The 12,590-nt window shown below is 64.3% G+C and carries 14 protein-coding genes; 6 read left to right on the forward strand and 8 right to left on the reverse strand.

Annotated elements, in window-relative coordinates; all coding sequences use genetic code 11:
- Positions 1-48: 48 nt before the first annotated feature.
- Both BH93_RS20515 and BH93_RS20520 read right to left on the reverse strand, forming a co-directional pair.
- Positions 49-1,176 (reverse strand): resuscitation-promoting factor, encoded by a 1,128-nt coding sequence (locus BH93_RS20515; protein ID WP_032378282.1) that lies wholly within the window; start codon positions 1,174-1,176, stop codon positions 49-51.
- Between the two features lie 101 nt (positions 1,177-1,277).
- Positions 1,278-2,105, reverse strand: a complete 828-nt coding sequence (locus tag BH93_RS20520; protein ID WP_037175381.1) for a TatD family hydrolase — start codon at positions 2,103-2,105, stop codon at positions 1,278-1,280.
- 21 nt (positions 2,106-2,126) lie between these two features.
- On the opposite strand from BH93_RS20520, the gene metG reads away from it, so the two are divergent.
- Positions 2,127-3,671 (forward strand): methionine--tRNA ligase, encoded by a 1,545-nt coding sequence (gene metG / locus BH93_RS20525; RefSeq protein WP_037175392.1) that lies wholly within the window; start codon positions 2,127-2,129, stop codon positions 3,669-3,671.
- A 71-nt stretch (positions 3,672-3,742) separates the two neighbouring features.
- On the opposite strand, the gene BH93_RS20530 is transcribed toward metG, so the two are convergent.
- On the reverse strand, positions 3,743-5,122 hold the full coding sequence (locus BH93_RS20530; RefSeq protein ID WP_037176770.1) for a WS/DGAT/MGAT family O-acyltransferase: 1,380 nt from the start codon (positions 5,120-5,122) through the stop codon (positions 3,743-3,745).
- A gap of 171 nt (positions 5,123-5,293) precedes the next feature.
- On the opposite strand from BH93_RS20530, the gene BH93_RS20535 reads away from it, so the two are divergent.
- Both BH93_RS20535 and BH93_RS20540 read left to right on the forward strand, forming a co-directional pair.
- Positions 5,294-6,313 (forward strand): alpha/beta hydrolase, encoded by a 1,020-nt coding sequence (locus BH93_RS20535; protein WP_032377280.1) that lies wholly within the window; start codon positions 5,294-5,296, stop codon positions 6,311-6,313.
- A 14-nt stretch (positions 6,314-6,327) separates the two neighbouring features.
- Positions 6,328-6,756 carry an SRPBCC family protein gene (locus tag BH93_RS20540; protein ID WP_037175394.1) on the forward strand — a complete coding sequence of 143 codons (429 nt, stop codon included), beginning with the start codon at positions 6,328-6,330 and terminating at the stop codon, positions 6,754-6,756.
- Between the two features lie 4 nt (positions 6,757-6,760).
- On the opposite strand, the gene rsmI is transcribed toward BH93_RS20540, so the two are convergent.
- Positions 6,761-7,585 (reverse strand): 16S rRNA (cytidine(1402)-2'-O)-methyltransferase, encoded by an 825-nt coding sequence (gene rsmI / locus BH93_RS20545; protein ID WP_242459023.1) that lies wholly within the window; start codon positions 7,583-7,585, stop codon positions 6,761-6,763.
- Positions 7,586-7,692: 107 nt separating this feature from the next.
- Between rsmI and BH93_RS20550 the strand changes: the two genes are divergently transcribed.
- Complete coding sequence (locus BH93_RS20550) at positions 7,693-9,204, forward strand: dolichyl-phosphate-mannose--protein mannosyltransferase (RefSeq protein WP_037176772.1); 1,512 nt, start codon at positions 7,693-7,695, stop codon at positions 9,202-9,204.
- Between the two features lie 24 nt (positions 9,205-9,228).
- On the opposite strand, the gene BH93_RS20555 is transcribed toward BH93_RS20550, so the two are convergent.
- The 3 genes from BH93_RS20555 to BH93_RS20565 all read right to left on the reverse strand — a co-directional run bounded on the left by BH93_RS20555 (position 9,229) and on the right by BH93_RS20565 (position 10,765).
- A complete protein-coding gene (locus tag BH93_RS20555; protein ID WP_032377283.1) occupies positions 9,229-9,651 on the reverse strand; it encodes a DoxX family protein in 423 nt (140 codons plus the stop codon).
- A gap of 66 nt (positions 9,652-9,717) precedes the next feature.
- Positions 9,718-10,086, reverse strand: a complete 369-nt coding sequence (locus BH93_RS20560; protein WP_037175398.1) for a GntR family transcriptional regulator — start codon at positions 10,084-10,086, stop codon at positions 9,718-9,720.
- Positions 10,087-10,096: 10 nt separating this feature from the next.
- Positions 10,097-10,765: an SDR family oxidoreductase gene (locus tag BH93_RS20565; protein WP_037175400.1), complete on the reverse strand. Its 669-nt coding sequence runs from the start codon at positions 10,763-10,765 to the stop codon at positions 10,097-10,099.
- 62 nt (positions 10,766-10,827) lie between these two features.
- Here BH93_RS20565 and arsC point away from each other — a divergent pair, with 62 nt between their 5' ends.
- Positions 10,828-11,175: an arsenate reductase (glutaredoxin) gene (arsC, locus tag BH93_RS20570; RefSeq protein WP_037175401.1), complete on the forward strand. Its 348-nt coding sequence runs from the start codon at positions 10,828-10,830 to the stop codon at positions 11,173-11,175.
- Positions 11,176-11,236: 61 nt separating this feature from the next.
- Positions 11,237-11,737: a redox-sensitive transcriptional activator SoxR gene (soxR, locus tag BH93_RS20575; protein ID WP_080730484.1), complete on the forward strand. Its 501-nt coding sequence runs from the start codon at positions 11,237-11,239 to the stop codon at positions 11,735-11,737.
- Here the strand turns inward: soxR and BH93_RS20580 are convergent.
- Positions 11,653-12,555 carry an SDR family oxidoreductase gene (locus tag BH93_RS20580; RefSeq protein WP_037175405.1) on the reverse strand — a complete coding sequence of 301 codons (903 nt, stop codon included), beginning with the start codon at positions 12,553-12,555 and terminating at the stop codon, positions 11,653-11,655. The two genes, soxR and BH93_RS20580, sit on opposite strands and share 85 nt — an antisense overlap.
- Positions 12,556-12,590 lie beyond the last annotated feature (35 nt).

Below are 12,590 nucleotides of genomic sequence, written 5' to 3' on the forward strand. Positions count from 1 at the left end.
AACGACCCAGGAAGGCAGGAGTGGAGCCTGCGGAATGACCCGGGATAGTCAGCGATAACCCAAGCGCGAGGTGCATGCCGGCCATGCGCCCCAACCCTGGGACTTCTGTGTCACCGATGCGATGGCGATCTGCTCTTCGCGGGTGGCGAGATCGGCGCGCGGAGCGTACTTGAGGCCGCCCTGGCGTTCCCAGGTGTTCTGGTCGAACTGCACGCCGCCGTAGAAACCGTTGCCGGTGTTGATCGCCCAGTTCCCGGTTGCCTCGCACTGGGCAAGCGCGTCCCAGATCGCCCCGTTCTCCACCGGCGGCACCTCGGTACCGGGCTTGGCTCCGACGCGAACCGTCTTCGGCTGCGCTGGCACCTTGACCACTTCGTCGACCTTCTCGCGGCCGACCTCGACACCGTTGACCATGTTGATCTTCCAGGTGATGTCCGAGACACCGGGAGCGCCGGGATTCTCGACGACGGTCTTGCTCATGTTCATCGTCGGATCCTCGATGCGCTGCTCGGGAGCGTCGACATCGGTGGTCTCGGACTTGGTGACGGTCCGATCGCGCGTCACGACGATCTCTGCGCCGTCGGTGACGGTGGCGTCCGGATCCGGGGTGACCGTATCGGCCTCTTCCAGCGGCTTGCCCGCTGCTTCGAGGAATTCACGCACGGTCGGTGCGGCCAGAGTGACCGGGGTGACCGGGGATCCGCCGTCGACCAGCGAGACCTGCTTGGGGAGAGCCACATCGAGTTCGGTTCCGTCAAGGGGCAGTCGTTCGGATCTGGATGCGGACACGTGCACGTCCTCGGCCAAACCGGTCTGCTGCAGCGCCTCGTCGACGGTCAGGGCGGTGGTCCAGATGTCCTCGGGCTTGCCGTCCACGTTCAGCGTGATCTCACGGGCGCGGCGCAGCACCACGGTGTCGCCGTCGTTGAGCCCGGAGTCCGGGGCGGGAACAACCAGATCCTTGTCCGACGGCGCGTAGCCGGCGTCGACCAAGGCGCTGTTGACGTCGGTCTTCATCGTGCTCAGCGAAATCATGTCGCCGTCGACGTCGATGGTCACGGTCTTGTGACGGCTCACGGCCATCACGCCACCGGCGACGAGCGTCATCAACAGGGCCGCGATGACCAGGTAGAGCGTGGTCGAACGGGCGGAGTTGAGACGTCTGATAGTCGACAAGTTTCGTATTCCTGGCGGTTGCGAGCGTGACTCGGTACACGAAACGCCGAGTTCGGTCACGGTACGGTAACGAATTAGTACCCGCGCCGCAACTTCAGCTGCTACAGGCCGTACACCCGCTGGGCATTGGCAGTCGCGTGCGCCGCCAGCTCTGCGGGATCCTGACCGCGAACTTCGGCCAAAGCCCTGGCGGTGTACGGCAGGCAGTACGGCTCGTTCGGTGCGCCACGGAACGGATGTGGGGTGAGGAACGGTGCATCGGTCTCCACCAGCACCAGCTCGTCGGGCACCAGCACCGCGGCTTCACGCAGGGCATGCGCGTTCTTGAAGCTGACCGTCCCGGAGAAGCTGAGGACGTAGCCGGCGTCGACGCAGGCCTTCGCGGTCTCGGGACCGCCCGAGAAGCAGTGGAAGATCACCGTCTCGGGAGCGCCCTCCGATCTCAGAACAGCCAGCAGGTCCTCGTCTGCCTCACGGTTGTGAATCATCAGGGGTTTGCCCAGGCGCTTCGCGAGATCGATGTGCCAGCGAAATCCCTCGTGCTGCTCGGCGACCGTCGCGCAACCGTCGAGCTTGCCGGGCCAGTAGTAGTCCAGTCCTGTCTCACCGACGGCAACCACGCGCGGATCGGTTGCCAATCGCTCGATCTCGGCCTTGGCGTCGTCGTCGAGCACATTCGCGCGGGTGGGGTGAATGGCCACCGCGGCCCATACCCGCGGATCCCAGGACGCAGCGTCGACGGCGAAGCGCGCGGCATCGAGATCGTCGGCGATGGTGACCACGCGGGTGACGCCGACGGACTCGGCCTTGTCCACGATCGCGGCCACACTCGCCGCGTCGGTCGCGCCGCACGCATCGAGGTGGGTGTGCGCGTCGACGAGGGTGCCGACGGGCTCGGGCAACGGTGGTGCGGGACGGTCTCTACTCACGATCGTTAGAGTAGGCGCACCATGACTGCGCCAGCTGATGCCTCACGGCCACCCTTCTACGTCACCACGGCGATCGCGTACCCCAACGGCGCTCCCCACATCGGGCACGCCTACGAGTACATCGCCACCGACGCCATCGCGCGCTTCAAGCGCCTCGATGGCTACGACGTGCGATTCCTGACGGGAACCGACGAGCACGGCCTGAAAATGCAGCAGACCGCCCAGACCGAGGGCATCGACGTCCGCGACTTAGCGGCACGCAACTCCGACGCTTTCCAGACTGCGCAGGATCTGCTGAAGATCTCGTACGAACGCTTCATCCGTACCACCGATGCCGATCACCTCGCCGCCAGCCAGGAACTCTGGAAACGGATGGAGGCGAACGGCGACATCTATCTCGACGCGTTTTCCGGCTGGTACTCGGTACGCGACGAGGCGTTCTACACCGAGGCCGAAACCACCCTCGGCGAGGACGGCTCCCGCGTCGCGACGGAGACCAACACGCCCGTCGAGTGGACCGAGGAACCGTCGTACTTCTTCCGGCTCTCGCAGTACCAGGACAAGCTCCTCGCGCTGTACGACGCGTCGCCGGACTTCATTGCGCCGAACACGCGCCGAAACGAGATCGTGAATTTCGTCAAGGGCGGACTGCGCGACCTCTCGATCTCGCGAACCACGTTCGACTGGGGCGTACCGGTTCCCGGCGATCCCGCGCACGTGATGTACGTCTGGGTCGACGCACTGACCAACTACCTCACCGGTGCCGGGTTCCCCGAGACCGAATCCGAGGCGTACCGAAAGTTCTGGCCGGCCGATCTGCACATCATCGGCAAGGACATCACGCGCTTCCACACCGTCTACTGGCCTGCGTTCCTGATGTCTGCGGGTATCGAGCTACCCAAGCGGGTGTTCGTGCACGGGTTCCTGAACGTCAAGGGCGAGAAGATGTCCAAGTCTCTCGGCAACGTGCTGGACCCGCAGTCGTTGGTGGAGAACTACGGCCTCGATCCGGTGCGCTTCTTCTTCCTGCGCGAGGTCTCGTTCGGTCAGGACGGCAGCTACAGCCACGAGGCCATCGTCGCTCGCGTCAACGCCGATCTGTCCAACGAACTCGGCAACCTCGCGCAGCGTTCGCTGACGATGGTCGCGAAGAACCTGGAAGGAAAGCTCCCGACGCCGGGCGACTTCACCGCCGAGGACGAGGCGATGCTGGCTCGCGCGGACGCGCTGCTGGAGATCTGCCGACGCGAATTCGATATGCAGGCAATCCATTCCGCGCTCGAAGCGATCTGGTCGGTACTCGGTGAGACCAACCGCTACTTCTCGCTGCAGCAGCCGTGGGTGCTACGCAAGACCGATCCCGATCGCATGGCCACCGTGCTGTACGTGACGATCGAGGTGCTACGCATCGTGAGCATCCTGGCGCAGCCCGTCATGCCAGATTCCGCGTCGCGCATCCTCGACCTGCTCGGTGCGTCGAACCGCGAATTTGCCGATGTGGCAACACGTTCGGTACCCGGCACGGCACTGCCGACCCCGACGCCGGTGTTCCCCAAGTACGAGTAGAGCGCTCCGCGCATGTGAGCGAAACTTCGACCCCCACTACGAAGTTCCACTCACATGCGGCGAAGCCGCTCTCACAAGGTCTTTTCGAGCTCCTCCAGCGTGTTCTCCAAATGCGTCAGCATGCGCTGCAGGTGCGGCACACTGCGTCGGCACCCGATGAGTCCGAAGTTCAACGAATCGCCGTTACTGGCGACGGTGATGTTGAGTGCCTGCCCGTCGGCCACGATCGACGCCGGGTAGATGCCGTCGAGTTTCGCACCGTTCCAGTACAGATCCTCCTTGGATCCGGGCACGTTGGAGATGATGACGTTGAACGGCGGCGGGGTGTAGTCGACGAATCCCGGCACCGGACCGAACAGCAACGGAGCCATGGTGACTGCTCCTACGGCGAGTGCTTCGAGCGTGTTGAGTTCGCCCATCATCTGCTTGCCCTTGACGGTCGAATCCTTGATTCGCTCCAGCCGCAGGATCGGATCCGATTCGTCGGTTGCCAGATTGCACAGGATCACCGTCACCGAGTTACCGGCCTCCCTGTCGTCACCCTCCTTGCGGAGCGAGACCGGCACCATCGCGATCAGCGGTTCCTCGGGCAACGCGTTCTGATCGATGAGGTACGCGCGCAGAGCTCCGGCACACATCGCGAGCACCATGTCGTTGAGCGTGGCGTCGAGCGCCGTTCCGACCGTGCGGATGCGCTCGATCGACCAGCTCTCGGCGGCGAACCGGCGCGCACCGCCGATGGGCACGTTGAACATCGTCCGTGGCGCTTGCAACGGCAACTGTGCCCCTTCCTTCTTCAACGCGCGCAACCCGATTCGAGCTGTTGCGGGTGCAAAATCGACCAAGTCCCCGACGATCTTGCGGCCCACCGAGAGTCCACTGCTCAGCTGCGCCAATCGCCCGGACTGCTCCTCGGCGACCTGCTTCTTGCGCCGACCGAACAGCGACGGGTCCCAGGTGGCAACTCCGCTTCGATCGTCCGGGTCCGTGCTGAGAGTCCGCTGCATCAGCTTCAACGCGCTCACTCCGTCGACCAGTGAGTGATGCACCTTGGTGTACAGCGCAATTCGACCGTCGGCCAACCCCTCGATGATGTGTAGTTCCCACATCGGCCGATAGCGATCCAGCGGTGCGCTGTGGTTGAGCGAGAGGAACTGGAACAGTTCCCGAATGCGTCCGGGTGCCGGCAGCACCGTACGGCGAACGTGGTACTCGAAGTCGACGTCCTGATCGAATGCCCATGCCAGATTGCCCATGATCTGCACGGGCCGCGCTGGGCGCTTGCGGAAGAGCTCGTGCACCTCGCCGGAGGTGAACTTGCGGTGCACTTCCTCGGCGAACTCGTGCGGATCGCCGGGCGGGACGAACAACTCCAGCCCGCCCACGTGCATCGGGTGCTCCCGTGACTCGGCGATCAGAAACATCGATTCCGTGATGGGCATGAGTGCCATGAGCTGTCCCTTTTCCATTTGTTTTCGGTCACGGTACGGCACCGAATGTGACTCAGAACACGACCTTACGTCCGGTCACGAAAAGCTACCCGCTATTGTCCGTTACCAGGGGTTCCAAATAGAGCGGGGTTCCAACGCACGGCGCACACGCTCCGCGCAACGACAACGGGGATGGAGGCGACGGCTATGAATCCGGCGCTCACCGTAGTGAAATCGACCGACCCGGCGGCCACCGCACGCCGACGCGACATCCGCGGCGCGAGCCTGCAGTCGCAGATCCTGTCCAAGTACCTGCAGTTCACCGTCCGCCCGTTTCTGACCGTGTGGGCGCAGGCCCCCTCTCTTCCGTGGCCGATGGGGCTGGTCGACTACGCCGGTCTGCTCGTCCCGCAGATCAGCGGCACCACGCGCAGCCGCGTCATGCTGGCCGAGTGCGAAGCCGAGTGGATCCGCGCCGAGGGAACCGGAAGCGATCGCGTGGTCCTGTACCTGCACGGCGGCGCGTTCGTCTGCTGCGGACTGCGTACCCATCGCCGGATGACCTCACGGGTCTCCAAGCAGGTCGACGGATCGGTGTTGTCGGTGAACTACCGGATGATGCCGCGCAATCCGATCACCCATGCGGTCGAGGACGGCGTGGACGCGTACCGCTTCCTTCTCGATTCCGGTTACCGCCCGGAGCAGATCATCCTGGGCGGCGATTCGGCCGGCGGGTACCTCGCGTTCATGGTCACCCTGGCGCTGCGTACCGTCGGCCTGCCCGCACCCGCCGGAATCTTCACCATGTCCCCGCTGACCGACATGGACCCCACCGGCAAACTCGACCACGAGAACGCGTCGAAGTGTTCGGTGTTTCCGTCCAACGCGGTTCCCGCACTGACCGCACTGGCCGATCGCGTCGACGCGCGCATCGTCGTCGAGGGGCACCGGGGCCCGCGGGTCTCACCCGTCGACGGCGACCTCACCGGCCTGCCGCCGGTGTTGATTCAGGTCGGTTCGACCGAAATGGTCTATGCCGACGCCGAACTCATGGCTCAGCGTCTCGCGGTCGCCGGAGTCGACTGCGAACTTCAGGTGTACGAGGATCAGGTCCACGTGTTCCAGGCGGCCGATTTCGTCCCCGAAGCCCGACGTGCGCTTCGCGCCATCGGCGAGTTCGCCCGGAACGTCAGCCCCCGTACAGAAAGCTGAGATACCTTCTCCCCATGGCAGTCACAGTGAACAAGTCCGTCGACATCGACGCCGACGCAGCGACAATTCTCGACGTCCTCGCGGACGTCGAAAGCATCCCCTCGTGGTCCCCGGTCCACAAGAAGTGCGAGGTGGTCGATCGCTTCGAGGACGGCAAGCCGAACCACGTCAAGATGAACGTCTCGATCATCGGTGTCAACGACGAGCAGTTGGTCGCGTACACCTGGAGCGAGAACGAAGTGTCGTGGACCTTGGTGGAAAGCACTCAGCAGAAGGCCCAGGACGGCCGGTACACGTTGACGCCCAAGGACAACGGCACCCACGTCGAGTTCGAGTTGACGGTCGACCCGAAGATTCCGCTACCAGGCTTCCTGGTGAAGAAGGGAACCAAGACCATCCTCGAGGCAGCCACCGAGGGTCTGCGTCAGCAAGTAGTGGGCTGACCCGCTACTGCTCCTTCCGCGCAGCGAGTACGGCCTCGTAGACCTCACGCTTGGAGACGCCGTCGACCGCCACCTGGGCGCAGGCGTCTTTCAACCGCATGCCCGACGCCACCAGGGTTTCCACGTCGGCCACGAGATCCTCGGGCTCCTCGGCGACGGCGACCGCTCCTTCGAGGACGACCGTGATCTCGCCGCGCACTCCTCCCCTCGCCCAGTCGAGCAACTCCCCCAGCCCGCCGCGTCGGACCTCCTCGTAGGTCTTGGTGAGCTCCCGGCACACCGCGGCGCGACGATCGGGACCGAGCACGTGGACGGCGTCCTCGAGACACGCGACGAGACGGTGCGGTGCCTCGAAGAAGACGATGGCCCGCGGTTCGGCGAGCACCGACTGGAAGTAGGTGCGTCGCTGGCCTTGCTTACGCGGCGCGAACCCGTCGAAGCAGAACCGTTCGACCGGCAGACCCGACAACGCGAGCGCAGTCGTGACGGCCGACGGCCCGGGCAGACAGGTCACCGGCAGATGCGCATCGACACACGCGGCCACGAGGCGGTAGCCGGGATCGCTCACCGACGGCATCCCGGCGTCGGTCACCAGCAGCACCGTCTTGCCCTCGGCAACGGCCTCGACCAGCGCCGGCAGCCGAGCCGTCTCGACCTGGTCGTAGAAACTGACCACGCGCCCTGCGATCACCACGCCGAGCGAGGACGCGAGTTGTTTGGTGCGCCGGGTGTCCTCGGCGGCGACGACATCGGCACTGCCGAGGGCATCACGCAGGCGCTGCGAGGCATCACCGACGTCGCCCATCGGGGTGGCGGCAAGGATGAGCATGACTCCAGTGTCCCGCATGCAGTGCGGCGGCCTGTCATGCACCGCGGATCAACGCCTACGATCGGTACGTGACCTTGCTGACCTCTGAGCGCTCCGGCGACCGGTCGATGGTCAGTCCCGGGCCCACGGTTGCCGCGCGCGACTGGTTCCACGACACCGATGCCAGGCGCGGCTGGATCGTCACCCTCGTCATCACCGCCGTCTGCGCGATCACGCGATTCACGATGCTGCGCTACCCCACCGATGCCGGGACCCCGGTCTTCGACGAAAAGCATTACGCCCCGCAGGGCTATCAGGTACTCACCGGCGGCGGGCTGGAGGACAATCCTGCGTACGGCCTGGTGGTGCATCCACCGGTCGGCAAACAGCTGATCGCCGTCGGAGAAGCGCTGTTCGGTTACAACGGGTGGGGTTGGCGTTTCTCGTCGGCCGTGGCCGGAACTCTGTTGGTGCTGTTGGTGATTCGAATCGTGCGACGCCTCGCACGGTCGACGCTGGTCGGTGCGATTGCCGGGATCCTCCTGATCGTCGACGGGGTCACCTTCGTCAGCAGCCGGATCGGCATGCTGGACATCTTTCTCGCGTTGTTCGTCACCGCGGCACTGGGCTGCCTGATCGTCGACCGCGACGACGTGCGACAACGGTTGTCGAGAGTGCGTGACGAGGGCCGAATGGACGCGAGTGCGCTCGGTCCGCGAATGGGTGTGCGATGGTGGCGATTCGGAGCCGGCATCATGCTGGGGCTCGCCTGCGGCACCAAGTGGTCCGGCCTGTACTTCATTGCGTTCTTCGGATTGCTGAGTGTGGCATTCGATGTGGCCGCACGTCGCTCGTACGGCGTCGGGCGCCCCTGGCGGGGAACGGCATTGCGCGACATCGGGCCTGCGCTCTACGCATTGGTCGTCGTTCCGATCGCGGTGTATCTGATGACCTGGTGGGCATGGCTGACCTCCGAGACGGGCGTCTACCGGCACGAGGTCGGCAGCGGCATCGGTGCCGGAGGGCCGTTCTCTTTCGTGCCCGAAGCCCTGCGGTCACTGTGGTACTACAGCGGCAGTGTGCTGCAATTCCATGAGGGACTGACCAATTCGGCCGGCAACCGGCATCCGTGGGAATCGAAGCCGTGGACGTGGCCGATGGGCCTGCGTCCGATGCTCTACTACTTCGCCGACGGCGAGAGCGTGTCCGGCTGCTCGGCGTCCTCGTGCGTGAAGGCGATCATGCTGATCGGCACGCCCGCGATGTGGTGGCTGGCGTTGCCGATGCTCGCCTGGGTGATCTGGTCGGTGTTCGTTCGGCGCGACTGGCGTTACGCAGCAGTGCTCGTCGGCTACTCCGCAGCACTGCTGCCCTGGTTCACCACACTGGACCGGCAGATGTACTACTTCTACGCGGTGGCGCTCGCCCCGTTCATGGTGATGGGCTTCGCGTTGGTGCTGGGCGACATCATCGGCAAGGCAACAGCGTCAGCGGAACGGCGAGGTACCGGGCTACTGCTGGTCGCCCTGTACCTCGCCGTGGTGATCGCGAATTTCGTCTGGCTGTGGCCGATCCTCACCGCGATGCCGATCACGCCGCAGATGTGGCAGGAGCAACTGTGGTTACCAAGTTGGCGCTGACCGACGATCGCCGCTCGATGCAGATCAGCGGAGAATTGCCGTCTTGCCTTTGGTGAGTCCGTCGATGCTGACGCGGCCGGCACCGAATGCGGCCAGCAGCAACGCGCCGACGCCGAGGGCGACGACGAGCTCGTAGCCGTTGTCGGCGGCGAACACACCGTGCTCGAAGTGAACGAAGACCGCGGCACCGAGCATGTCGAGGAAGAGCAGCAGGCCGGCGATGGGGGTGAAGATTCCCAGCACCAGGGCACCGCCGCCGATGAGTTCTACGAATGTGGCGAAGTATGCGGACGCCGTGGGGAGCGGGACGTTCATCATCTCGAAGCTGGCCGCGGCACCGTCGAGACCGTAGGTGTTCAGCTTCTGCCAGCCGTGAGCGATGAAGACGACTCCCAAACCGATGCGGGCTACGAGGGCGACGGCGTCGCGGACGAGGGTGGAGTTCATTGTGCATCCTTCTGACACGACTACATGGGCCGCACCACGATGTCAGAAGTATGTTGAAGCGTCAACTTAGTGGTCGTTTGCACCCTTGAGCGCTGATTCGAGGAACGATCGAGCCTGGTCGTCGTCCAGGCCAATGGAACGGACCGTCTTGACGAATTCTGTCGCCGCTCGGGCCGCGATATCGCGAGAAGGATCGCCGCCCGATGCGACGAAGGAACCCGATCGTCCGCGTGTCTCGATGACGCCTTGCTGCTCGAGCTCTCGGTATGTCTTCGCTACCGTGTTCGGCGCGATCTTCAGCTCCTCGGCAAGGCCGCGAACCGTCGGAATCTTGGTACCGGCAATCAGATCTCCCGACCGCACCAGCCCGAGAATCTGCATCCTCAACTGCTCGAACACCGGTGTCGTGTTCGACGAATCGATATGAACGCGCACAGTCCGTGCCTCAACCGACCGCGTCGACTGCGTCGACGATGGACGTCGAACCGGACGTCAACATCAGAGTCTTGTGCACTGCCGCACCGGTATCGAGCAGGCGCGCGATCACGGCGGCCACATCGGCGCGCGTCACCTCGCCCGACTCGAGCGGCGGCTCGGTGAGCGATACCGAGTTCGTGGGGTCTTCGTCCGTCAGTTTGCCCGGACGCAGAATGGTCCAGTCGAGGCCAGCCCTGGCCGAAACATCTTCTTCTGCAGCAGTTTTGGCCTTGATGTAGGCCTTCCAGCCATCGTCCAAGTCCTCTGCTACCGGCTCTCCCGCACCGAACGAGCTGATCAGCACGTAGCGGCGAACACCGGCTTTCTCGGCCGCGTCGGCCAGCAGCACCGCGCCCGCGCGGTCGACGGTGTCCTTGCGCTCCGGGCCACTGTTGGGCCCGGCACCGGCCGCGAACACCACTCCGTCGGCACCGTCGAGTACGGCCGCCAACTCGTCGACGGACGCAGACTCGAGATCGATCACCTGCGGCAGTGCGCCGAGTGCTGTGACGGCATCGACGTGGTCGCCGTTGCGAATCAACGACACCGCACGATCTCCGTGCGCCGTGAGTACCTGCGTCAGATGCTGGGCGATCTGGCCGTGCCCACCTGCAATGACAATCCGCTTGTCGGTCATAACCACTCCCGTTCCTGGCGTGAATCTGTCGGCTTGGCTACCCGCGTGGCAAGATCGCAAACATGACCCTGACCGCGACCATCTACCACAATCCGCGGTGCACTACCTCTCGCACTGCGTTGAAATTGATCGAGGAAGCGGGCGTCACCCCGCGAGTGGTCCGATATCTGGAGTCACCGCCCACCGAGGACGAGCTCCGCACCCTGCTCGCCGACGCCGGTCTCGAACCCCGGCAGGCCGTTCGCACCCGCGAGAGCATCTACAAGGAATTGGGACTCGGATCCGCGGACGACGACACGTTGATCGCCGCGATGATCGAGCATCCGATTCTCATCGAACGCCCGATTGTGGTGACCGACAAGGGAACCGTGCTGGCGCGGCCCGCCGACAAGGTGCTCACCGTTCTCTGACCTCGATGGCCTCGGTGAGCAACTCGCGCGGGAAGGCAAGACCTGAAGTAATGTCGAGGTCGTGCCGATGCCCGAGTGGAACGTTCGTGAGCTGACTCCAGGCCAACTCTCCGAGCGCAGTGGCGTTGCCGTGTCTGCGCTCCACTTCTACGAGAAACAGGGGCTGATCACCAGCCGCCGAACCACGGGCAATCAGCGCAGGTTCCACCGCGAGACCTTGCGACGCGTGGCGTTCATCCGTATCTCACAGAAGGTCGGAATTCCGCTGGCCGAGATCCGGCAGGCACTGAGCGAGCTTCCGGACGAACGGACGCCGACGCGCGAGGACTGGGCCCGCCTCTCGACGCGATGGCATCGCGAACTCGATTCTCGGATAGAACAATTGACCAGGCTGCGCGACAACCTGACCGGGTGTATCGGCTGCGGATGTCTATCTCTTGCCGGTTGCGCTCTGGCCAATCCGCACGACGAGCTCTCTCATTCGGGTCCGGGTGCGCGCACGCTGGATGTCGATTTCGACGACCCCTCCACGCGACGCGGCACCAGCAACTTCGAAAATTGATCGTTGGCGCGCTGCAGCACGAACTCGTAAGGCGGCGCGAACTTGCGGGCCATCCAGTAACCGAACCTGATGTCGTTGGAGGAGTACACGAGGTACTTGCGCTTGGCGATTCCGGTGAGGATGGCATCGGCGACCACGGACGGTTCGACGGCACGCTTCTCGAATCGATGCTGCAACTTCTGCACGCGCGGATCGTCCCGGTCGACGCCGGCAATCTGAAGTGTGTTCACCAGACCAGTTTTGACGCCGCCCGGCACGACAAGGCTGACGCCGATTCCATGGCGCTTGAGGTCATATTTGAGTACCTCGGACACTCCGCGCAGGCCGTATTTGCTTGCGCTGTACGCAGCGTGCCACGGAAGTGGAATCAATCCGGCCGCGGACGAGACGTTGACCAGATGACCGCCGCGTCCGGCCTCGACCATGGGCGGCAGAAACTTCTCGATGATGTGAATCGGCCCCATGAGATTGACGTCGACCATCGACTTCCAGTGCCGGTGCTCGAGGTTCTCGACGGTTCCCCACGCCGAGATGCCGGCGATGTTCATCACGACGTCGAGGCTGCTGAACTCGGCATGGATGTCGTCCGCGAACGAGGTGACCGCCTCGAAATCGGACACATCGAAGGGCAGCGAGTGGCTGACGGTACCGCCCGCACGACCGACCATGTCCACCGTCTCGGCCAGTCCTGGGCCGTTGATATCGGTGAGGAAGAGCTCCGCTCCCACCTCTGCGGCAGCGATGGCCGTCGCCCGACCGATTCCGCTGCCCGCGCCCGTGATCAACGTCTTCTTGCCGCGCAGATCGTAAGTAGCCATCGAAGCCTGTATCCCCCACCGGTTGCCACGTTCAG

This window comes from Rhodococcoides fascians A25f (assembly GCF_000760935.2).
In the GTDB taxonomy this organism is placed as follows: domain Bacteria; phylum Actinomycetota; class Actinomycetes; order Mycobacteriales; family Mycobacteriaceae; genus Rhodococcoides.

Coding starts and splice junctions, on each gene's coding strand:
- metG (WP_037175392.1), top strand. CDS start 2,127: ATGACTGCGCCAGCTGATGCCTCACGGCCACCCTTCTACGTCACCACG.
- BH93_RS20565 (WP_037175400.1), bottom strand. CDS start 10,765: ATGACCGACAAGCGGATTGTCATTGCAGGTGGGCACGGCCAGATCGCC.
- BH93_RS20530 (WP_037176770.1), bottom strand. CDS start 5,122: ATGGCACTCATGCCCATCACGGAATCGATGTTTCTGATCGCCGAGTCA.
- BH93_RS20555 (WP_032377283.1), bottom strand. CDS start 9,651: ATGAACTCCACCCTCGTCCGCGACGCCGTCGCCCTCGTAGCCCGCATC.
- BH93_RS20540 (WP_037175394.1), top strand. CDS start 6,328: ATGGCAGTCACAGTGAACAAGTCCGTCGACATCGACGCCGACGCAGCG.
- rsmI (WP_242459023.1), bottom strand. CDS start 7,585: ATGCTCATCCTTGCCGCCACCCCGATGGGCGACGTCGGTGATGCCTCG.
- BH93_RS20550 (WP_037176772.1), top strand. CDS start 7,693: ATGGTCAGTCCCGGGCCCACGGTTGCCGCGCGCGACTGGTTCCACGAC.
- BH93_RS20580 (WP_037175405.1), bottom strand. CDS start 12,555: ATGGCTACTTACGATCTGCGCGGCAAGAAGACGTTGATCACGGGCGCG.
- arsC (WP_037175401.1), top strand. CDS start 10,828: ATGACCCTGACCGCGACCATCTACCACAATCCGCGGTGCACTACCTCT.
- BH93_RS20535 (WP_032377280.1), top strand. CDS start 5,294: ATGGAGGCGACGGCTATGAATCCGGCGCTCACCGTAGTGAAATCGACC.